The organism is Bradyrhizobium sp. BEA-2-5 (genome assembly GCF_032918025.1).
Taxonomy (GTDB): Bacteria; Pseudomonadota; Alphaproteobacteria; order Rhizobiales; family Xanthobacteraceae; genus Bradyrhizobium; species Bradyrhizobium pachyrhizi.
Map to the genome: position 1 here is coordinate 4366570 of NZ_CP136629.1, position 19890 is coordinate 4386459.

The following is a 19890-nucleotide window of genomic DNA, read 5'->3' on the forward strand; positions in this document are numbered from 1 at the left end:
GCGTGCAACTGCGCGCCGAAGCCGTCGGGGATGGTCGTTTGCCGATTACGAACGCCGCCTCAACGCAAGGTCGGCGGCTTTGTTCCAGCCCGGATGAAAATCTTCGAACCGGCGTCAGCGCCACATGCCGCGCATCCGGGCGCCGATATCGATCGGCGGCGCGCGGTTGGCTGCGGATGCCTGCGCGGCCGCGGCGCGCGGCCAGGTGGTCCGCTCGAACATCGGCAGCAGTCGTTCCGGGATGAAGCGGGTGCGCGAGGCGTAGACGTGGCGATCGCCCTTTGCGGCCTGGCCGTGGGTGAAGAAACGCTGCGGCACGACGAGGTGGAGATCGTCCTTGGCGCGGGTCATCGCGACGTAGAGCAGGCGGCGCTCTTCCTCGATCTCGGCGCTGGTGCCGGCGCCGAGATCGGACGGCATGCAGCCGTCGACGACGTTGAGCACGAACACCGATTTCCACTCCTGGCCCTTGGCGGAGTGGATTGTCGACAGGATCAGATAATCCTCATCGAGCAGCGGCACGCCAGCCTGGTCGCTGGTCGCATCGGGTGGATCGAGCGTGAGTTCGGTGAGAAAACGCTCGCGTGACGGGTAGCCGGCGGCGATCTGCTCGAGCTGCATCAGATCGGCGCGGCGCGTCTCGGAATCCTCGTGGATGCGATCGAGATGCGGCTCGTACCAGAGCCGGACGCGCTCGAGGTCGACCGGCCATTCCGAATAGCGCAGATTCTCGATGGCCTCCACGAACAGTCGCCAGTCCGCACCGGCGCGGGGCGGAGCGGGCAGCGCGACGAGCGCAGCAATCGGATCGGCGGCCTCGGTCATGCGGTCGAGCACCCGCTGCGCCGAGGCCGGTCCGACGCCGGGCAACAGATGGAGAACGCGAAAACCTGCAACCCGGTCGCGTGGATTGGCGGCGAAGCGCAGCAGCGCCAGCATATCCTTGACATGCGCGGCGTCGAGGAATTTGAGGCCGCCGAATTTCACGAACGGAATGTTGCGGCGGGTCAGTTCGACCTCCAGCGGTCCGCTGTGCGAGGAGGTGCGGAACAGCACCGATTGGTGCTTCAACAGTGTGCCTTCCTCGCGATTGGCCAGCACCTGCTCGACGATGTAACGGGCCTGATCGGCCTCATCGCGGATCGTGACCAGCAGCGGCTTGCGGGTCGAGGTCCGGTCGGTCCACAGGTTCTTGGTGAAGCGTTCCTTGGCGAGCGAGATCACGCCATTGGCGGCCGACAGGATCGGCTGCGTCGAGCGATAGTTGCGGTCGAGCGTAACGATCTCGGCGGCCGGGGTGAACTGGGCCGGGAACTCCAGGATGTTGCGCACGGTGGCGGCGCGGAACGAATAGATCGACTGCGCGTCGTCGCCGACCACGGTGAGGCCGCGCCCGTCGGGCTTGAGTGCCAGCAGGATCGAGGATTGCAGGCGGTTGGTGTCCTGGTATTCGTCGACCAGCACGTGGTCGAAGCGACTGCCGAGCTCTTCCGCGATCAGCGGATCGCTCATCATCTGCGACCAGTAGAGCAGCAGGTCGTCGTAATCGAGCACGTGCTGGGCCTGCTTGGCCTCGACATAGGCCCCGAACAGCTGTTTCAATTCACTGGCCCAGCCGGAGCACCATGGGAAGAACTGGCCGAGCACGGCCTCGATCGGCATCTCCGCGTTCACGCAGCGCGAATAGATCGCAAGGCAGGTGCCCTTGGTCGGGAACCGGCTTTCGGTACGGGAGAAACCGAGATCGTGCCGCACCAGGTTCATCAGGTCGGCAGAGTCCTCGCGGTCATGGATGGTGAAGGCGGGATCGACGCCGATCCGCTCGGCATATTCGCGCAAGAGCCGCGCGCCGATGCCGTGGAAGGTGCCGGCCCAGGTGAGCGCATCGGTCATGACCGAGGCGCGATCGCCGAGCACACGGCGCGCGATGCGCTCGACCCGGCCGGCCATCTCCGCCGCCGCGCGGCGCGAAAACGTCATCAGCAGCATGCGGCGGGGGTCGCTGCCTGCGACGATCAGATGCGCGACGCGGTGGGCCAGCGTGTTGGTCTTACCGGAGCCCGCGCCGGCGATGACGAGCAGCGGTGCGCCGACGATGCAATCCTTGCCGACCCCGTGCTCGACAGCGCGGCGCTGCTCGGCATTGAGCGCATCGAGATAGGCTGTGTTGGCAAGATCAGTCACGAATCACCCCCACGAAACGCTAACAGACATTGCGATTTATTGGGGCCGACGCGCCGAGGCGGACGCAGAGAAATTAGATTGACATTAACGTGGCGCGGCGCACAACCCCGCCATGGGTGACGTATCCAAATCCGACACGCCGCTGAAGGCGACGTTCAAGGTGCGGCTGAACGGCGAGACGGTGACGCTCGCGACCGTCGGCCAGGCCTATCGCTTCATCAGCAATCTCAGCGCCGTCGAATGGATGGAGTTCCGCTCGCTGCATGACGAGGCATTGGTTGCGCTCGAGAGAGCGGCCGGTAACGCCATGCTGACGGTGCAAGCGACCAACGCGTTGCGGATGCTGTTCGTCCGCGCGAAATTGCTTTGAAAAGAAAATGAGCCGCCTTGGTGTTCCCTTGGCCCTCCAAGGCGGCCCGAGAGTGCGGCTGAAGCGCATTGCGCACCCGGCCGTCGCGTGTACCGCCGTTACCTTGTTTGCGGCCATAACGAACAGGGCCTTACGCAACCACCGCCGATTCGGCTGTAGCCGCGGCACCACAATCAGGAGCCAACGTCGTCGACCAAGCGGTCATACACGAGTGCGGACCGGAGGTTCATGGTTGCGATCTTCAGATAGCCCGGCTCGCGCATGGCGTTGTTGAACATCATGATCGCCGTCTTCCAGTATCCGCGCTCGCGCTGATCCAGGTTCAGCGCGGACAGATAGTCCGCGGCGTCGCCGACCGTCGCGAGCGTTCGCCCGTCCTTCAGCGTAATCGGGAACGCAAGCGGCGACCGCTTCTCCAACTCCAGCACGTCAGGCTCCCCCAGGACCAAGCAGCAATAAGACAAAGCAGCAATAACAGGAACAGACCTAGCTGCGCCGCTATATCAAAGCCTTCAGGGGACGTCCGGCCTGGTTGGAGCGGACGGTTCAGAAAGAATCCGCCAGCGCGATCTCCGCCTTCAGCGCACCGATGCGCCGTTCGGCTTCCTCGGACGTCAGGTCGCGGGCGTACTGGTTCGGCTGATAGGCCTCCTCGGCGAGGCTCCTCAACCGCAGCGCCTGGGCACGGGTCATCAGCCCGCCAAGCCGCTCCGCAACCCCACCATATCTTACCGCTGCCACGCTCATTGCTTGCCTCGCTTGCTGGATCGTGACTTGACTATATGTTCTTATTTTGTTCTAACAAGCCATGGACAACAAGGTCAATGAAATTCGGCGCAAGATCAGCACGTTGCGAGCTGAGATGAGCTTGATCGAGGCGTCGATCCGGGATCAGGTCAACCGCGACCTCGATTGCAGCGAAGCATCGTACCGGCTGATGGCGATGCGAGCCGAAGTGGCCCAACTGGTCGGCCGGTGGAAGGCCGCCGGCGGCGGCGAGCGTCTCCCCACGGTCCGGGAGCGGCTCAGCCGGAGCTTCGAGGATCGCGCCGGCACGAAGGTCAAGGTGGACAAGGACAAGGCGAAGCCTACGCCCGGTCACAGCAACGCCCGGGTGTGATCCGGCGGTTCGCCCAAAGAAGGGAGCCTCGAACGCCGGCTCAGGCCCAAATCAGGTTTCAAGGCAGGAACCCGAACCGCAGGATCTGCATTTTCTTGTGGTGAGAGCCAACACCATAGCATCGCCCAGCGCCATGATCGCCGATCCGACCGCGCCACCGCGGGCATCGATGAATGACGATCGCAGTCCGCTGCTGACGCTGATCTCCTGCATCAGCTGCATCAGAACGATGCGGCTCGAGAGCAGCCATCCGGGCAGTGAGGGCAGGGATATTCTTCAGTACCGCTGCGAGCAATGCAGCCGCATCGAGCGGGTGCAATTGGTGCGCCGAAGCTGGCCGGCGGAACGCTAGCCTTTCGATTTTGAACTAAAGCGCGATGAGATTAGGTTGAATCGTCATCGCGCCTTAGCTCTTTGTTTGAGCATGATCTTTTCGGAAAACCGCTTCGCACTTTTCCGGATCATGCTTTAGGAGCGGGCTTTCGCCTTTGGTCTTGCCGCGACGTCATGCGCGGTGGCATCGAACTCGCTCGAAGCGTTGCCGGATGGCCCGCTCGTCGCGCTGCCGACGCTGTGCCCCGTCAACTTTGCGAGTTCGCGGCTGAGGTCGTGGATGTGGTACGGCTTGCGTAACACCGGAAAGTCGGACCTCACGTCGCGTGCGCTCGCGCTGTAGCCTGTCGTCAGCAGGATCGGCAGCTCGGGCTTTCTGTCCCGGATCGTGCGCGCCAGCTTCAGTCCATCGATCCTGCCGGGCATGACGATGTCGCTGAACACCACATCGATTCCGTTGGCGTCGATCTCCGACAAGGCGGCCTCCGCGTTCGAGGCCCAGCGCACGGTGTAGCCGAGCTGTTCGAGCAGGCCCGTGCTCGCATCGGCGACGGCAGGATTGTCCTCGATCAGCAGGATCGTGGCCAAGCCGGGCGCGCTGTGCCCCGTGGCCGTGCGCTTTGCGGCCGCAGTTCCCCGCGGCAGATAGATGCTGACCGTCGTGCCCTTGCCGAGCGCGCTTGCAATCTCGACCCGGCCATCCGCCTGGTGTGCGAAACCGTGAACCTGGGACAACCCAAGGCCGGTCCCTTTGCCGACCGGCTTGGTGGTGAAGAAGGGATCGAAGACCTTGTTCATGACATCGTCGGGAATGCCTTCGCCGGTGTCGGTAATGCTGACGACCACCTGGGCGGCTTCCGGGACATTGCGCGCCGCAACGGTCAGCGTGCCGCCGTCGGTCATCGCATCCCGGGCATTGACCACGAGGTTGATCAGTGCGGTCTCGAATTCCGTCGGATCGACGAAGATCGGCCAGAGATCCGGTCTGATCTCCATGTTCAGCTTGATCGCGCCGCCGAGCGCGCTGGTCAAAACCTCTCGTACTGCGGTGACCCTGTCAGCGACGTTGATGCTCTGCGGATTGACACTCTGCCGACGCGCGAAGGTGAGGAGCTGCCTGGTCAGGGACGCGGCACGCTCGGATGCGGTTTCGATGGCGCTGAGTGCAAGCTTGCTCCGCTCGCTCGTCACCTCGCGCTTGATGCGGTACAGATTGCCCGAAATGACCATCAGCAGGTTGTTGAAGTCGTGCGCAACACCGCCGGTCAGCTGGCCGAGCGCATCCATCTTTTGCGATTCCGCAAGCTGACGCTGCACCTGTTCGAGCTTCTGTTGCGCCTCGCGGCGTTCGGAAATATCCCGGGTGATCTTGGCGAAGCCGACCAGAGTGCCGTCGGTATCGCGGATCGGATCGATCACGACGCTCGCCCAGAAGAACGAACCGTCCTTGCGGACCCGCCAGCCTTCCTCCACGTAATGCCCGGTCTCTTCCGCGATCTTGAGCGCATGGGCGGGCTTGCCGGCAGCCTGGTCGGCCGGCGTATAGAAGCGGGAGAAATGCTGGCCGAGGATCTCCTCGGGCGAATAGCCCTTGATGCGTTCGCCGCCGACGTTCCAATTGGCGACGATGCCGGCCGGCGTCAGCATATAGAGCGCATAGTCGGTGACATTGCTCACCAGCAGGCGGAACTGGCTTTCGCTGGCCTCGAGGTCCGCGCGCGCCTGACGCCGCTCGGTGATGTCGCGGGTAACCATCGCGTAGCCGACGAGCTTGCGCTTCTCGTAGATCGGATCGATGACCACAGCGGCGTAGAATTGCGACCCGTCCTTGCGGACAGACCAGCCTTCGGCCGCTGAGTGCTTTTCCTTCCGCGCCATCTGCAGCGCTCTCGCCGGAACGCCGGATGCGCGGTCTTCCGCAGGATAGAAGACCGCGAAGTGCTTGCCGAGGATCGCCTTGGCCGGATAGCCCGTGATGCGCTCGGCGCCCTTGTTCCAGTTGATGACGCGGCCATCGGGGCCGAGCATGCAAATGGCGTAGTCGACCACGCCGCCAGCCACCTGCCGGCGATCGTGCCGGCTCTCGACGATGCCCCGTTTGAGTTGTTCTGATTTCTTAACCATCACCGATCCTGCCCCCGCCCGAAACGCGCGGGGGCAGTCAATGTTCCATGCGAACGCAAGGGCCGGACGATCAGGGCCGGCTCCGTCGTTCTTCGGAAAAGTTCGGCCAACGGTCGGAACTTTTGGTTCCAATCGCGATTAAGGTACTCGGTTTGCGTCACAAATTGCGGCTTTGGCGTTTTCCCGCTTGAATAGATCAAGGGCAGTCATTCTTATGGTCACACTGGCTTTTCCGAGTCTCTGGATTCGCGGCCAGCGCGTAGGGGAAATTACATGACCGATCTCGGTTCGTCGCCTCGTCCCCGTGCTGATACGCGCCGCAGCCAACAATCAAACGGAAGCCTCGATTCCTCGCATGACCTGCTGCAGTCGCTGCAGGCGATGCGCGCCGGCGACTTCTCAGTCCGGATGCGTGGCGACTATCTCGGCATCGACGGCAAGATCGCCGACACGCTCAACGAAATCATCGCCGCCAACCAGCGCATGGCGCAGCAACTGGCGCGCGTCGGCCAGGTCGTCGGCCGCGAGGGACAGACCCGCCAACGCGTCAATTTCGGCCTCGCCAGCGGCGCCTGGGCCGACATGGAGAGCTCGGTCAATACGCTGATCGACGACCTGCTGTGGCCGACGCGCGAGGTGACGCGCGCGGTCGCCGCCGTCGCACAAGGTGACCTGCTCCAGACCGTCAAGCTCGACGTCGATGGCCGTCCGCTCGGCGGCGAGTTTTTGCAGTCGGCGAACATCGTCAACACCATGATCAAGCAGCTCGGCGTGTTCACCTCCGAGGTGACGCGCGTGGCGCGCGAGGTCGGTACCGAGGGCAAACTCGGTGGTCAGGCCCAGGTGCCTGAGGTGACCGGCGTCTGGAAGGACCTGACCGAGAGCGTCAACTCGATGGCGAACAACCTGACCAACCAGGTTCGCAACATCGCCGAGGTGACGATCGCGGTCGCCAACGGCGATTTGTCGAAGAAGATCACGGTCGACGTCCGCGGCGAGATCCTGCAGCTTAAGGAAGCCATCAACACGATGGTGGACCAGCTCCGCTCCTTCGCCTCGGAAGTGACGCGCGTCGCGCGCGAGGTCGGCACCGACGGCAAGCTCGGCGGCCAGGCGATCGTGCCGGGCGTGGCCGGCACCTGGAAGGACCTGACCGACAGCGTCAACGCGATGTGCGGCAACCTGACCGCACAGGTGCGCAACATCGCCAACGTGACGACCGCCGTGGCGCGCGGCGACTTGTCGCGCAAGATCACCGTGGACGTGCGGGGCGAGATCCTGGAGCTGAAGGACACCATCAACACGATGGTGGACCAGCTCAACTCGTTCGCCTCGGAAGTGACGCGCGTCGCGCGCGAGGTCGGCACCGAGGGCAAGCTCGGCGGCCAGGCCCAGGTGCCCGGCGTGGCCGGCACCTGGAAGGACCTCACCGACAACGTCAACTTCATGGCCTCGAACCTGACGGCGCAGGTCCGCAACATCGCCGACGTCGCCACCGCCATCGCCAGCGGCGACCTGTCGAAGAAGATCACGGTGAACGTGTCGGGCGAGATCCTTCAGCTGAAGGAAACGCTGAACACGATGGTCGACCAGCTCAACGCCTTTGCCGGTGAAGTCACGCGCGTCGCGCGCGAGGTCGGCACCGACGGCAAGCTCGGCGGTCAGGCTGGCGTGCCCGGCGTTGCCGGCACCTGGAAGGACTTGACCGACAGCGTGAACTTCATGGCGTCCAACCTGACCGCGCAGGTCCGCAACATCGCGGAGGTGACGACGGCGGTCGCCGGTGGCGACCTGTCGAAGAAGATCACCGTGGACGTGCGCGGCGAGATCCTGGAGCTGAAGGACACCATCAATACGATGGTTGATCAGCTCAACGCCTTCGCCGGCGAAGTCACGCGCGTCGCGCGCGAGGTCGGCACCGAAGGCAAGCTCGGCGGTCAGGCCGTCGTGCGCGGCGTCGGCGGCACCTGGAAGGATCTCACCGACAGCGTCAACTCGATGGCCTCGAACCTCACAGGCCAGGTCCGCAACATCGCCGAGGTCGCAACTGCGGTCGCCAAGGGCGATCTGTCGAAGAAGATCACGGTGAACGTGTCGGGCGAGATCCTTCAGCTGAAGGAAACGCTGAACACGATGGTCGACCAGCTCAACGCCTTTGCCGGTGAAGTCACGCGCGTCGCGCGCGAGGTCGGCACCGACGGCAAGCTCGGCGGTCAGGCTGGCGTGCCCGGCGTTGCCGGCACCTGGAAGGACTTGACCGACAGCGTGAACTCGATGGCGGGCAACCTCACCGCCCAGGTCCGCAACATCGCCGAAGTGGCGACCGCGATCGCCGGCGGCGACCTGTCGCGCAAGATCACCGTGGACGTGCGCGGCGAGATCCTGCAGCTCAAGGACACGCTGAACACGATGGTCGACCAGCTCAACCGTTTCGCGGGCGAGGTGACGCGCGTGGCGCGCGAGGTCGGCACCGAAGGGCGCCTCGGCGGTCAGGCCAACGTGCCCGGCGTCGCCGGCACCTGGAAGGATCTCACCGACAGCGTCAATTCGATGGCCGGCAACCTCACCGCCCAGGTCCGCAACATCGCCGAAGTGACGACCGCCGTGGCGCGCGGCGACTTGTCCCGCAAGATCACCGTGGACGTGAAGGGCGAGATCCTCGAGCTCAAGAACACCATCAACACCATGGTGGACCAGCTCAACGCCTTCGCGGGCGAAGTGACGCGCGTGGCGCGCGAGGTCGGCACCGAGGGCAAGCTCGGCGGCCAGGCCGAGGTGCCCGGCGTCGCCGGCACCTGGAAGGACCTCACCGACAACGTCAACTTCATGGCCTCGAACCTGACCGCGCAGGTCCGCAACATCGCCGAGGTCGCGACCGCGATCGCCGGCGGCGACCTGTCGAAGAAGATCACCGTGGACGTGCGCGGCGAGATCCTTCTCCTGAAGGACACGCTGAACACCATGGTCGAGCAGCTCCGCTCCTTCGCCGCCGAAGTCACGCGCGTGGCGCGCGAGGTCGGCACCGAAGGCCGGCTCGGCGGTCAGGCCGTCGTGCCCGGCGTCGGCGGCACCTGGAAGGACCTCACCGACAACGTCAACCTCCTGGCGGCGAACCTCACCACGCAGGTCCGCAACATCGCCGAAGTGACCACGGCCGTGGCGCGCGGCGACCTCTCCCGCAAGATCACCGTCGACGTGAAGGGCGAAATCCTCGAGCTCAAGAACACCATCAACACCATGGTGGACCAGCTCAACGCCTTCGCCGGCGAAGTGACGCGCGTGGCGCGCGAGGTCGGCACCGAAGGCAAGCTCGGCGGCCAGGCCGAGGTGCCCGGCGTCGCCGGCACCTGGAAGGACCTCACCGACACCGTGAACCTGATGGCTGCGAACCTGACCGAGCAGGTGCGCGGCATCGTCAAGGTGGTGACGGCGGTCGCCAACGGCGACCTCAAGCAGAACCTGACGATGAAATCGCGCGGCGAGGTCGCCGCTCTCGCCGACACCATCAACAACATGACCGAGACGCTCGCGACCTTCGCCGACCAGGTGACGTCGGTTGCGCGCGAGGTCGGCGTCGAAGGCCGGCTCGGCGGCCAGGCCAACGTGCCGGGTGCTGCCGGGACCTGGAAGGATCTCACCGGCAACGTGAACCTTCTGGCTGCCAACCTCACCTCTCAGGTGCGCGCCATCGCGGAAGTGGCGACCGCCGTGACCAAGGGCGACCTGACGCGATCGATCCAGGTCGACGCCCGCGGCGAAGTCGCGGAGCTGAAAGACAACATCAACACGATGATCACGAATCTCCGTCTGACGACGGACGTGAACACCGAGCAGGACTGGCTGAAGACCAACCTCGCCAAGTTCACCAACATGCTCCAGGGCCAGCGCGATCTCACCACCGTCGGCCGGCTGCTGCTCACCGAGCTGTCGCCGCTGGTCAACGCCCATACCGGCGTGATCTACCAGGTCGACAATCCCGAGAATGCGCAGTTGCGCCTGTTGTCGGCCTATGCCAGCGACAGCAGCAATCCGCATCCGCAGATCGTCCAGTTCGGCGAGGGATTGATCGGCCAATGCGCGCTCGACAAGCGCCAGCGCCTCGTCTCCGAGATTCCCGGCGATGCGGTGCCGATCAATTCGGCCTTGATGCGGATCATGCCGAAGAATCTCGTCGTGTTTCCGGTGCAGTTCGAGAACCAGGTCAAGGCGGTGATCGAGCTGTCCTCGATCTCCTCGTTCACGACCTCGCAGATCACCTTCCTCGAGCAGTTGACCGACAGCATCGGCATCGTTCTGAACTCGATCGAGGCGACGATGCAGACCGAAGGCCTGCTCAAGCAGTCGCAGCAGCTCGCCGGCGAGTTGCAGACCCAGCAGCGCGAATTGCAGCAGACCAACGACCAGCTCGAGCAGAAGGCGCAGCAGCTCGCCGAACGCAACGTCGAGGTGGAACGCAAGAACCAGGAGATCGAGCAGGCTCGCCGCGCGCTCGAGGAGAAGGCGACCGAGCTTGCGCTGACCTCGAAATACAAGTCCGAGTTCCTCGCCAACATGAGCCACGAGCTGCGCACGCCGCTGAATTCGATCCTGATCCTCGGACAGCAGCTCAGCGACAACCCGGACGGCAACCTTTCGGCCAAGCAGGTCGAATTTGCCCGCACCATCCACGGCGCCGGCACCGACCTGCTCAACCTCATCAGCGACATTCTCGATCTTTCCAAGATCGAGTCCGGCACGGTCACGGTCGACGCCGAGGAAATCCTGACCGCGAACCTGCTCGAGACCGTCGGCCGCCCGTTCCGGCACGAGGCGGACAACCGCAATCTGTCGTTCAAGATCGACGTCGATCCGAACCTGCCACGCAGCATCGTCACCGACTCCAAGCGCCTGCAGCAGGTCCTGAAGAACCTGCTGTCGAATGCGTTCAAGTTCACCGCGGAAGGCGGCGTCAGCCTGACCGTGTCGGCCGCGCTCGGCGGCTGGAGTGTGGAGCATCCGATCCTCAATGCGGCGCCCGCCGTCGTTGCGTTCGAAGTGTCCGATACCGGCATCGGCATTCCCCTGGAGAAGCAGAAGCTGATCTTCGAGGCGTTCCAGCAGGCGGATGCCGGCACCAGCCGGAAATACGGCGGCACCGGCCTCGGGCTCGCGATCAGCCGCGAACTCGCGAGCCTGCTCGGAGGCGAGATCCATCTCCGCAGCACGCCGGGCAAGGGTTCGTCCTTCACGCTCTATCTGCCCTTGAAATATTCCGGCCCCTCGGTGGCACTGCGTCAGCAGGCCCAGGCGCTCCCGATGCCGCACACGCCGGCGCCGGCGTTGCAGGTGTCAGGCGCGCAGGAGCGTGTGATCGAGCAGCTTCCGGACGACCGGCTTGATCTCGAGCCCGGCGACACCATCCTGCTGATCGTCGAGGACGATCCGCATTACGCGCGTGTGCTAGTCGACCTCGCGCGCGACAAGGGATTCAAGGTTCTGGTCGCCGCACGGGGCGCCGAGGCGCTGGAGCTCGCCAAGCAGTATCAGCCGAGAGCAGTCTCGCTCGACGTGTTCCTGCCCGACATGCTCGGCTGGACCGTGCTGAGCCAGCTCAAGCACAATCCGTTGACCCGCCACATCCCCGTGCAGATCATCACGCTCGACGAGGACCGCCAGCATGCGCTGGCGCGTGGCGCGTTCTCATTCGTCAACAAGCCGACCACCACGGAAGGCGTCAGCGCTGCGCTGTCGCAGATCAAGGAATACGCCAGACCACGCCGCAAGCGCCTGCTGATCGTGGAGGACAATGCGGCGGAGCAGCTCAGCATCACCGAACTGCTCGGGCACGAGGATATCGAGATCGTGACCACCGGCACCGGGGCAGGGGCGCTCGCGACGATGCGCGACAATCCGTGCGACTGCGTCGTGCTCGACCTGCGCCTGCCCGACATGAGCGGTTTCGAGGTGCTGGATCAGATCCGCAAGGACGAGACGCTGTCCAATATTCCCGTTGTCGTGTTTACGGGCCGGGAACTTTCAGCGGAAGAAGACGCGGAATTGCATACGATGGCGCGCAGCATCGTCGTCAAGGGCGTGGAATTGCCGGAGCGTCTGCTCGACGAAACGTCACTGTTCCTGCACCGTGTGATCACGGAATTGCCCGTCGAAAAACAGAGGATGCTGGAGAAGCTCAATAGTTCCGATGAGGATCTTATTGGCAAGACCGCACTGCTGGTCGACGACGATGCCCGCAACATCTTCGCGCTCTCGAGCGTGTTGGAGCGGCGAGGTATGAAGGTGTTGACTGCGACAACCGGTCACGAAGCGATCTCGCTGGTCGAATCCAATCCGGAGATCGCGATCGTGCTGATGGACATCATGATGCCGCAGATGGATGGCTATCAGACCATCGGCGTGATCCGCGAGAACCCGGCCTTCGCCCGTCTTCCGATCATCGCGCTGACCGCCAAGGCGATGAAGGGCGACCGGGAGAAATGCCTCGAAGCCGGCGCGTCCGATTATCTCGCCAAGCCGGTCAACACCGACCAATTGCTGCTTGCGATCCGCATGTGGCTGCACCGCTGATCGGCGATCGAACATGATGGACCACGAAAAGGTAAACATCCTTCTCGTCGACGATCAGCCGGCCAAGCTGCTCGCCTATGAGGTGATCCTGAAGGATCTCGGCGAGAACCTCGTGATCGCCTCCTCGGGGCGCGAGGCGCTGGAGGTGCTGCTCAAGACCGAGATCGCAGTGATCCTGGTCGACGTCTGCATGCCCGAGCTCGACGGCTTCGAGCTCGCCGCGATGATCCGCGAGCATCCGCGTTTCCAGAAGACCGCCATGATCTTCATCTCGGCCATCCAGGTCAGCGACATCGACCGGTTGCGCGGCTATGAGATGGGCGCGGTCGACTACGTGCCGGTGCCGGTCGTGCCGGAGGTGCTGCGCGCGAAGATCAGGGTATTTGCCGAGCTCTACCGCAAGACGCGCGAGCTCGAACGGCTGAACCACGAGCTCGAGGACCGCGTCCGCGCACGCACCGCCGAGCTCGAGCAGTCGACCACGCGGCTGGTCGAAAGCGAGGCGCGGCGCAGCATGGCGATCGCTGCCGGCAAGATGGGATCCTGGGACTGGGACTGGATCAGCGGCGATTGGATGTGGGACGAGGGGCAATACCGCATCTTCGGCGTCGACCCGAAATCCTTCAAGCTCACCTCCGACAATATACAGGCGCTGTTTCATCCCGACGATGTCGAGCACCTCCGGCAAGCGTGGACCGGCTTCGGCAACGGCCAGACGTCCTATGAAACCGAATTCCGCGTCATGCGGCCGGACGGCGAAGTGCGCTGGTGCGTCGGCACAGCCGCGGCCACCAGCGACCGCAACGGCAAGGTGGTGCGCGTCAGCGGCGTCACCGTCGATATCACCGAGCGCAAGCGCGCCGAGGAGCGGCAGAATCTCCTGGCGCGGGAAGTCGATCATCGCGCCAAGAACGCGCTGGCGCTGGCGCAATCAATCGTGCGGCTGACGCGCGCGCAGAACGTGACCGCCTATGTGCGAGCGGTCGAGGGCCGCATCACGGCGCTGGCACGCGTGCACACGGTGCTCTCGCTGTCGAGCTGGCAGGGCGCCGAAATCCGGCGGCTGGTCACCGAGGAGATCGCGCCGTATTCGGAAGCCGGACAGATCCGGATCGATGGCGAAGAGGTGCAGTTGCAGCCCGCGACCGCGCAGACCTTGGCGCTGGCGCTGCATGAGCTCGTCACCAACTCCGCCAAATACGGTAGCCTGTCGGTGCTCTCGGGCCGGCTTGCGATCACCTGGGAACTGCACGACGAAACGCTGATCCTGGCCTGGGTAGAATCCGGCGGACCTCCCGTGACCAAGCCGAAGCAGAGAGGTTTCGGCACGAGAAGCGTCATCGCCAGCATCGAGACCCAGCTCGGCGGTCGCGCCGACTTCGATTGGCGCACCGAGGGCCTGGTGTGCCGGCTCACGGTTCCGCTCAAGGCGCTGGCTGGAGAGCCCGCGGCCTACCGCGATTTGTCGACGGCCGAGCAGCGCCAGCCCATGGTCAGTTCCAGGGCCTTGTAGCGCATCCCACCCGAACAGGAACCAAGCGCCGGACGCTGCGGTTAACGGGGCTTGATCGCTCCATTCGTGGCTTGAGGTGCTACCGTGGATGCCCAAACCCGAGAGCGCGGGCCGTCCGGGGAGAAGCCGCGGCAGCCCGAGCGCAATCCCGCGCAAGGATCGCGACCCGACAGCGCATCCTCGCCACAGCAGGAAACCGAGCGCAAGCCATCGATGCGCGACCGGCTGCGCGAGCACTGGCTGCTTGCCACAGTCGGCGCCGGTCTGCTCCTGCTCGCGATCATCGGTGGCGTGAGCTATTGGCTCAACGTGCGTCACTATGAATCGACCGATGACGCGTTCGTGGCCGCACGCAGCTTTGCGGTGGCGGCAAAGGTCGGCGGCTATGTCGTCGAGGTCCCCGTCACCGACAACCAGCACGTCAATGCCGGCGATCTCCTCGCGAGGATCGATGAGCGCGACTACAAGATATCAGTCGATCAAGCCAGCGCGCAGGTCGCGGTCGCAGAGGCCAACATCGCCAATGTCGAGGCCCAGATCGACAGCCAGCAGGAGCAAATCAAGGAAGCCAAGGCGCAGCAGGAGCAGGCCGAGGCGCAATTAAAGTTCGCGCGGGAGGAGGCAGAGCGCGCCCAGAACCTCGTCGAAAAGGGCGCGGGCACGGTGCAGCGGCAGCAGCAGACCCGCTCGGATCTCGACGCTCAGCAGGCCAATGCCAGCCGCGCCAGAACGGCAGTGACTGCCGCAGAGCTCGGCGTCAAGACGCTCGAGGCTCAGCTCAAGAGCAGCAAGGCATCGCTCGAGCAGGCGCAGGCTCAGCTCGATCAGGCCAAATTGAATTTGCAATATACCCGCATCGTCGCGGCGCAATCCGGACGCGTCGTCAAGCTGAGCGGCGCGGTCGGCACTTATGTGGCGCCGGCCCAGAGCGTCATGATGTTCGTTCCTGACGAGGTCTGGATCACCGCCAACTACAAGGAAACGCAGCTGACGGACATGCGCCCGGGCCAGCCGGTCGAGATCAGGATCGATGCCTATCCGGGGCGGAAGCTCACCGGCCGCGTGGCTTCGGTTCAGCCGGGCTCGGGCACTGCGTTCAGCCTGCTGCCGGCGGAGAACGCGACCGGCAATTTCGTCAAGGTCGTGCAGCGCGTTCCCGTGAAGATCTTGATCGACAATTGGCCGAATGACGTTCCGATCGGGCCGGGCATGTCGGTCGTGCCCTGGACCAGGGTGCGATGAGCGACGTTGCGGCAGGCGGCGGCGCAGCCTGGTCGCCGGAGCGTTCGGCCGCCGGCGGACATAACCCCTATCTGATTGCCTTCGTCGTCTCGATCGCGACGTTCATGGAGGTGCTGGACACCACTATCGCGAACGTGGCCCTGCGCCATATCGCGGGCGGCCTGGCGGTCGGCATCGACGAGAGCACCTATGTCATCACCAGCTATCTGGTCGCCAACGCGATCGTGCTGTCGATCTCGGGCTGGCTCTCGACCGTGATCGGCCGCAAGCGCTTCTACATGATCTGCGTTGGCACCTTCGCGTTCGCGTCCCTGCTGTGCGGGCTTGCCTGGAGCCTGGAGGCGCTGGTTCTGTTCCGGATCATCCAGGGTCTTGGCGGCGGCGGAATGGCGACAAGCGAGCAGGCGATCCTCGCCGACTCCTTTCCGCCGGCCAAGCGTGGCCAGGCGTTCGCGATCTACGGCGTCGCGGTGGTGGTTGCTCCCGTGGTCGGGCCGACGCTCGGCGGCTGGATCACCGATACCTATAGCTGGCACTGGATCTTTCTGATCAACGTACCGATGGGCTTGCTCTCGCTGTTCCTGGTCGGGACGCTGGTCAAGGAGCCGTCCGGCGCCGAGCAGGAACGCAAGGAGTTCCTCAAGGACGGCCTGCGCGTCGACTACATCGGATTCGTGCTGGTCGCGATCGGGCTCGGTTCGCTCGAATTCGTGCTCGACGAAGGCCAGCGCAAGGACTGGTTCGGGTCCAACATGATCGTCGGCTTCGCGCTGGCCTCGGCGATTTGCCTGATCGCGCTGATCCCCTGGGAGCTGACGCGCAAGGACCCGATCGTCGATCTCCGCCTGCTGGGACGTCGCCAGTTCGGATCGTGTTTCCTGGTGATGCTGTGCACCGGTGCGGTGCTGATCTCATCGACGCAGCTCCTGCCGCAGCTGTTGCAGACCGAGCTGAACTATACTGCGCTGCTTGCAGGGCTCGCACTGTCGCCCGGCGGCATCGTCACGCTGATCTTGATGCCGGTGGTCGGCAATCTCGTCAGTCGCGTCCAACCGAAATATCTGATCGCGATCGGCGGCTGCATCGTTGCATTCTCGATGTGGCACCTGACGGGACTGAACGGCGACATCACCTATGGCTATGCTGCGCTCGCACGCATCTTCCTCTCCGCCGGGCTTCCGTTCCTGTTTCTGCCCGTCACGACGGCCTCATATGACGGCGTGCCGCCGGACAAGACCAACCAGGCCTCGGCGCTGATCAACGTCGCGCGCAATATCGGCGGGTCGATGGGCGTCGCACTCGCCCAGACCGCACTGGCGCAACGCCAGCAATTCCACCAGAGCCGGCTGGTCGAGCATGCCGCGCCGTCGGATATCGGGTATCAGCAGACCATCGACACGATGACGCGATTCTTTCAGGCGCAGGGATCGAACGCATCGGACGCCGCGTCCCAGGCGGTCGCCTGGGTCGGCCAGACCTTGCAGCGGCAGGTCGACCTGCTCGCCTATATCGACGTGTTCTGGATGCTCTCGATCATCGGCCTCGTGATGATCCCGCTGGCGCTGATCATCAAGCCGGTCGATCTGACGGCGCCGCCCAAGGGACATTAAAGCAGACGACATTGTGAACGCGGGAGCGGCCGAACCGCGCTATGAACGGCGTGGCCGAAGGGAAATCGCGCGAGGAGCATATGCCCAGGACGAGTCTTGCCGGTGCAGGTCTGTCGGCCGTCTTCCTCGCGGCGGTCAGCATCACGCGGTCGGGCGCCGAGCCCGTGCTGAAAGGCGCGGAAGCCTTCGGCGACTGGCAACGCGACAAGCCGGGCACGGTGCGCCTGATCACGCCGCAGGACTTGCCCAAGCCCGGGGCAACGGCGTCGAGCAGCAAGTTTCCGCGCGTCATCCCGAGACCTGCATCGGTTGCGCCGCAGGTGCCGGCAGGGTTCAAGGTCGAACTGTTTGCGAGCGGGCTCAGCGGCCCGCGGATGATCCGGACCGCGCCCAATGGCGATATCTTCGTGATGGAAACCGGCTCCGGCCGTATTCGTATCCTGCGCAGCGCCGAAGGGGCCACCAGGCCTGCGACCAACGACGTCTACGCAACCGGCCTGAGGCAGCCGTTCGGCATCGCTTTCTTTCCGAACGGCGGCAATCCGCAATGGGTCTATGTCGCCAACACCGACGGCGTCGTCCGCTTTCCCTACCGCAACGGCGATCTCAAGGCGTCGGGAAAGCCCGAGACCGTCGTCGCCCGGCTGCCGCACGGCTACGGCCATTCCACGCGAGATATCGTCTTCACCCCGGACGACAAGCGGATGCTGGTGTCGGTCGGCTCCGCCGGCAACGCAGGCGAGGGGCTCGGCCGCCCGCCGAAGGGGATCGAGACCTGGAGCCGCGACCACCCACTCGGCGCTGCCTGGGGCGACGAGACCGACCGCGCTGCCGTGCTCGCCTTCGATCCTGATGGCAAGAACCAGAAGCTGTTTGCCACCGGAATCCGCAATTGCGTCGGACTTGCGATCCAGCCCGGAAGCGGCACGCCGTGGTGCTCGACCAACGAGCGCGACGGCCGCGGCGACAATCTTGTGCCCGACTATGTGACACGGGTCCGCGAAGGCGCGTTCTACGGCTGGCCGTGGTTCTATATCGGCAGCAATGAAGACCCGCGCCATGCCGGCGCGCGGCCGGACCTGAAGGACAAGGTGACGGTGCCCGACGTGCTGATCCAGCCGCACTCGGCCTCGCTCGGCATGACCTTCTACACCGGCAGCAGCTTTCCGCCGGAGTATCGCGGCGATGCGTTTGCCGCCGAACACGGCTCCTGGAACCGCTCGAAGCGCACCGGCTACAAGGTGATCCGCATCAAGATGAAGGACGGCAAGCCGACCGGCGAATACGAGGATTTCGTCACGGGGTTCGTGGTGAGCGACACCGAGGTGTGGGGCCGTCCGGTCGGTGTGACGGTCGCGCGCGACGGCGCACTGCTGGTCTCCGAAGACGGCAACGGCACGATCTGGCGCGTCAGCCGCGACTAAAGCGCGATGAGATTAGGTTGAATCGTCATCGCGCCTTAGCTCTTTGTTTGAGCATGATCTTTTCGGAAAACCGCTTCGCACTTTTCCGGATCATGCTTTAGCGCTGTAAGCGGCGCGCGCTAGCCGAGCCCGTCCTTGAGGCCATACTCCTCGTAGATGGTCAGGGGATCGGTGTCGGGAAACAACCTGCACTTGGCCTGCGCAAGATGCAGCGTGACGGCGCCGGCCTCACATCTGGCGGTCAGGATTTTTCGGACATCCTCCATATGCGCGCGCGGCTGATGCTTTGTCGGCAGCTGTTCGAGCGCCACCAGCGCTGTGGCCAGGGCCTCCGTGACCACCCATTCGTCGTGTCCGGTAATTCCCTTTCGCGGCATCGCCACACCCTCCGTAGCACCGGCTGCGACATTGTAGCGCGAGATGGGTGGGGGCTGTCATCAGCCAACATGGGCAGGGCAGCGGGGAACCGGTTCGCGTGGCCCTGCCACGATGCGCCGCAGGGAACCGGCGTGGCAGCGCGCGGAAGCAATGATTAGAACCACGAGGCTCGCTACTTCGTCCCCGGTCAGTCCACCCAAATGTTCGCTCCCTATCTCTCGGCCTGGAGTTCTTGTCCCCGACGGCGACCCGATCGTGACGCACGCCGCACGGTTGCTGCCGGTGCGCCAGCATGGGGAGCCGGCCATGCTCAAGCTCTCGCACGAGCCGGACGAGCGCCTCGGTGCCGTCGTGATGGAGTGGTGGGACGGCGAAGGTGCGGCGCGGGTTCTTGCCCGTGAGGGCGACGCCCTTCTGCTCGAGATGGCGTCGGGATCGGCGTCGCTCAGCGAAATGGCGCGAACCGGCGGGGACGACGAGGCCTGCAGGATTCTCTGTGCGACGGCTGATCGGCTTCACGCCGAGAGAGCAAAGCCGCGGCCGGATTTGACGCCGCTAGCGCACTGGTTTCGTGAGTTGTGGCCCGCGGCGAGGGCGCATGGCGGCATTCTGAACCGATCCGCGGAAGTTGCCGAAGCTCTGCTGGGCGATCAGCGTGAGATCGTGGTCCTGCATGGCGACCTGCACCATGACAACGTGCTCGACTTCGGCGCGCGCGGCTGGCTTGCGATCGATCCGAAGCACCTTGTCGGCGAGCGCAGCTTCGACTTCGCCAACATCTTCACCAATCCGGATCTTGCGGATCCGACACAGCCGGTCGCGATCGAACCCGGACGCTTTGCACGGCGGCTCGATATCGTCGTTGAAGCGGCGCGGCTGGATCGCCGGCGCCTGCTGTCATGGATCGTAGCCTGGACCGGCTTGTCGGCTGCATGGTTTCTGGGGGATGGCGATCCGCTCGCCGAAATCGACCTTACGATCGCACAACTCGCCGTCGCCGAACTCGACCGGATGGCGTAGGGCGCGCA

13 protein-coding genes and 1 pseudogene are annotated in these 19890 nt (G+C 64.5%); 9 read left to right on the top strand and 5 right to left on the bottom strand.

The genetic code is table 11. The features are described from left to right. Positions 1-114 precede the first annotated feature (114 nt). Positions 115-2184, bottom strand: a complete 2070-nt coding sequence (locus RX327_RS20385; protein WP_317246935.1) for an ATP-dependent helicase — start codon at positions 2182-2184, stop codon at positions 115-117. Positions 2185-2296: 112 nt separating this feature from the next. Here RX327_RS20385 and RX327_RS20390 point away from each other — a divergent pair, with 112 nt between their 5' ends. After that, complete coding sequence (locus RX327_RS20390) at positions 2297-2554, top strand: hypothetical protein (protein WP_018271640.1); 258 nt, start codon at positions 2297-2299, stop codon at positions 2552-2554. Positions 2555-2727: 173 nt separating this feature from the next. Here the strand turns inward: RX327_RS20390 and RX327_RS20395 are convergent, their stop codons facing one another. Beyond that, positions 2728-2982, bottom strand: coding sequence for a hypothetical protein (locus RX327_RS20395; protein WP_016845793.1), 255 nt, complete (start codon positions 2980-2982; stop codon positions 2728-2730). Between the two features lie 118 nt (positions 2983-3100). Continuing rightward, the gene (locus tag RX327_RS20400; RefSeq protein ID WP_050384688.1) at positions 3101-3301 is read right to left on the bottom strand and encodes a DUF3072 domain-containing protein; all 201 of its coding nucleotides are present in this window, start codon (positions 3299-3301) and stop codon (positions 3101-3103) included. Positions 3302-3362: 61 nt separating this feature from the next. On the opposite strand from RX327_RS20400, the gene RX327_RS20405 reads away from it, so the two are divergent. Both RX327_RS20405 and RX327_RS20410 read left to right on the top strand, forming a co-directional pair. Further along, positions 3363-3674 (top strand): hypothetical protein, encoded by a 312-nt coding sequence (locus tag RX327_RS20405; RefSeq protein ID WP_050384687.1) that lies wholly within the window; start codon positions 3363-3365, stop codon positions 3672-3674. 133 nt (positions 3675-3807) lie between these two features. Further along, on the top strand, positions 3808-4026 hold the full coding sequence (locus RX327_RS20410) for a hypothetical protein (protein ID WP_016845796.1): 219 nt from the start codon (positions 3808-3810) through the stop codon (positions 4024-4026). Positions 4027-4142: 116 nt separating this feature from the next. Here RX327_RS20410 and RX327_RS20415 read toward each other — a convergent pair whose 3' ends face one another. Further along, positions 4143-6131, bottom strand: a complete 1989-nt coding sequence (locus tag RX327_RS20415) for a PAS domain S-box protein (protein ID WP_317246936.1) — start codon at positions 6129-6131, stop codon at positions 4143-4145. A 273-nt stretch (positions 6132-6404) separates the two neighbouring features. On the opposite strand from RX327_RS20415, the gene RX327_RS20420 reads away from it, so the two are divergent. From RX327_RS20420 to RX327_RS20440, 5 genes are all read left to right on the top strand, one after another. Continuing rightward, on the top strand, positions 6405-12695 hold the full coding sequence (locus RX327_RS20420) for a HAMP domain-containing protein (RefSeq protein ID WP_317246937.1): 6291 nt from the start codon (positions 6405-6407) through the stop codon (positions 12693-12695). Between the two features lie 16 nt (positions 12696-12711). Next, positions 12712-14208: a sensor histidine kinase gene (locus RX327_RS20425; RefSeq protein ID WP_317251291.1), complete on the top strand. Its 1497-nt coding sequence runs from the start codon at positions 12712-12714 to the stop codon at positions 14206-14208. A gap of 84 nt (positions 14209-14292) precedes the next feature. After that, positions 14293-15450: an HlyD family secretion protein gene (locus RX327_RS20430; RefSeq protein WP_050384685.1), complete on the top strand. Its 1158-nt coding sequence runs from the start codon at positions 14293-14295 to the stop codon at positions 15448-15450. Beyond that, positions 15447-17060 carry a DHA2 family efflux MFS transporter permease subunit gene (locus RX327_RS20435; RefSeq protein WP_317246938.1) on the top strand — a complete coding sequence of 538 codons (1614 nt, stop codon included), beginning with the start codon at positions 15447-15449 and terminating at the stop codon, positions 17058-17060. Before RX327_RS20430 ends, RX327_RS20435 begins: the two co-directional genes overlap by 4 nt. Positions 17061-17140: 80 nt before the next feature. Next, the gene (locus RX327_RS20440) at positions 17141-18484 is read left to right on the top strand and encodes a sorbosone dehydrogenase family protein (RefSeq protein WP_317246939.1); all 1344 of its coding nucleotides are present in this window, start codon (positions 17141-17143) and stop codon (positions 18482-18484) included. Between the two features lie 119 nt (positions 18485-18603). On the opposite strand, the gene RX327_RS20445 is transcribed toward RX327_RS20440, so the two are convergent. Beyond that, positions 18604-18861: a hypothetical protein gene (locus tag RX327_RS20445; protein ID WP_028332011.1), complete on the bottom strand. Its 258-nt coding sequence runs from the start codon at positions 18859-18861 to the stop codon at positions 18604-18606. 201 nt (positions 18862-19062) lie between these two features. Here RX327_RS20445 and RX327_RS20450 point away from each other — a divergent pair. Further along, a pseudogene (locus RX327_RS20450) lies at positions 19063-19882 on the top strand (aminoglycoside phosphotransferase family protein). Positions 19883-19890: the final 8 nt, after the last annotated feature.

Bases quoted from the DNA above. Each gene is read 5' to 3' on its own strand.
- RX327_RS20425 (WP_317251291.1), top strand. From the start codon at position 12,712: ATGGACCACGAAAAGGTAAACATCCTTCTCGTCGACGATCAGCCGGCC.
- RX327_RS20410 (WP_016845796.1), top strand. From the start codon at position 3,808: ATGATCGCCGATCCGACCGCGCCACCGCGGGCATCGATGAATGACGAT.
- RX327_RS20400 (WP_050384688.1), bottom strand. From the start codon at position 3,301: ATGAGCGTGGCAGCGGTAAGATATGGTGGGGTTGCGGAGCGGCTTGGC.
- RX327_RS20390 (WP_018271640.1), top strand. From the start codon at position 2,297: ATGGGTGACGTATCCAAATCCGACACGCCGCTGAAGGCGACGTTCAAG.
- RX327_RS20405 (WP_050384687.1), top strand. From the start codon at position 3,363: ATGGACAACAAGGTCAATGAAATTCGGCGCAAGATCAGCACGTTGCGA.
- RX327_RS20435 (WP_317246938.1), top strand. From the start codon at position 15,447: ATGAGCGACGTTGCGGCAGGCGGCGGCGCAGCCTGGTCGCCGGAGCGT.
- RX327_RS20415 (WP_317246936.1), bottom strand. From the start codon at position 6,131: ATGGTTAAGAAATCAGAACAACTCAAACGGGGCATCGTCGAGAGCCGG.
- RX327_RS20420 (WP_317246937.1), top strand. From the start codon at position 6,405: ATGACCGATCTCGGTTCGTCGCCTCGTCCCCGTGCTGATACGCGCCGC.
- RX327_RS20440 (WP_317246939.1), top strand. From the start codon at position 17,141: ATGCCCAGGACGAGTCTTGCCGGTGCAGGTCTGTCGGCCGTCTTCCTC.
- RX327_RS20445 (WP_028332011.1), bottom strand. From the start codon at position 18,861: ATGCCGCGAAAGGGAATTACCGGACACGACGAATGGGTGGTCACGGAG.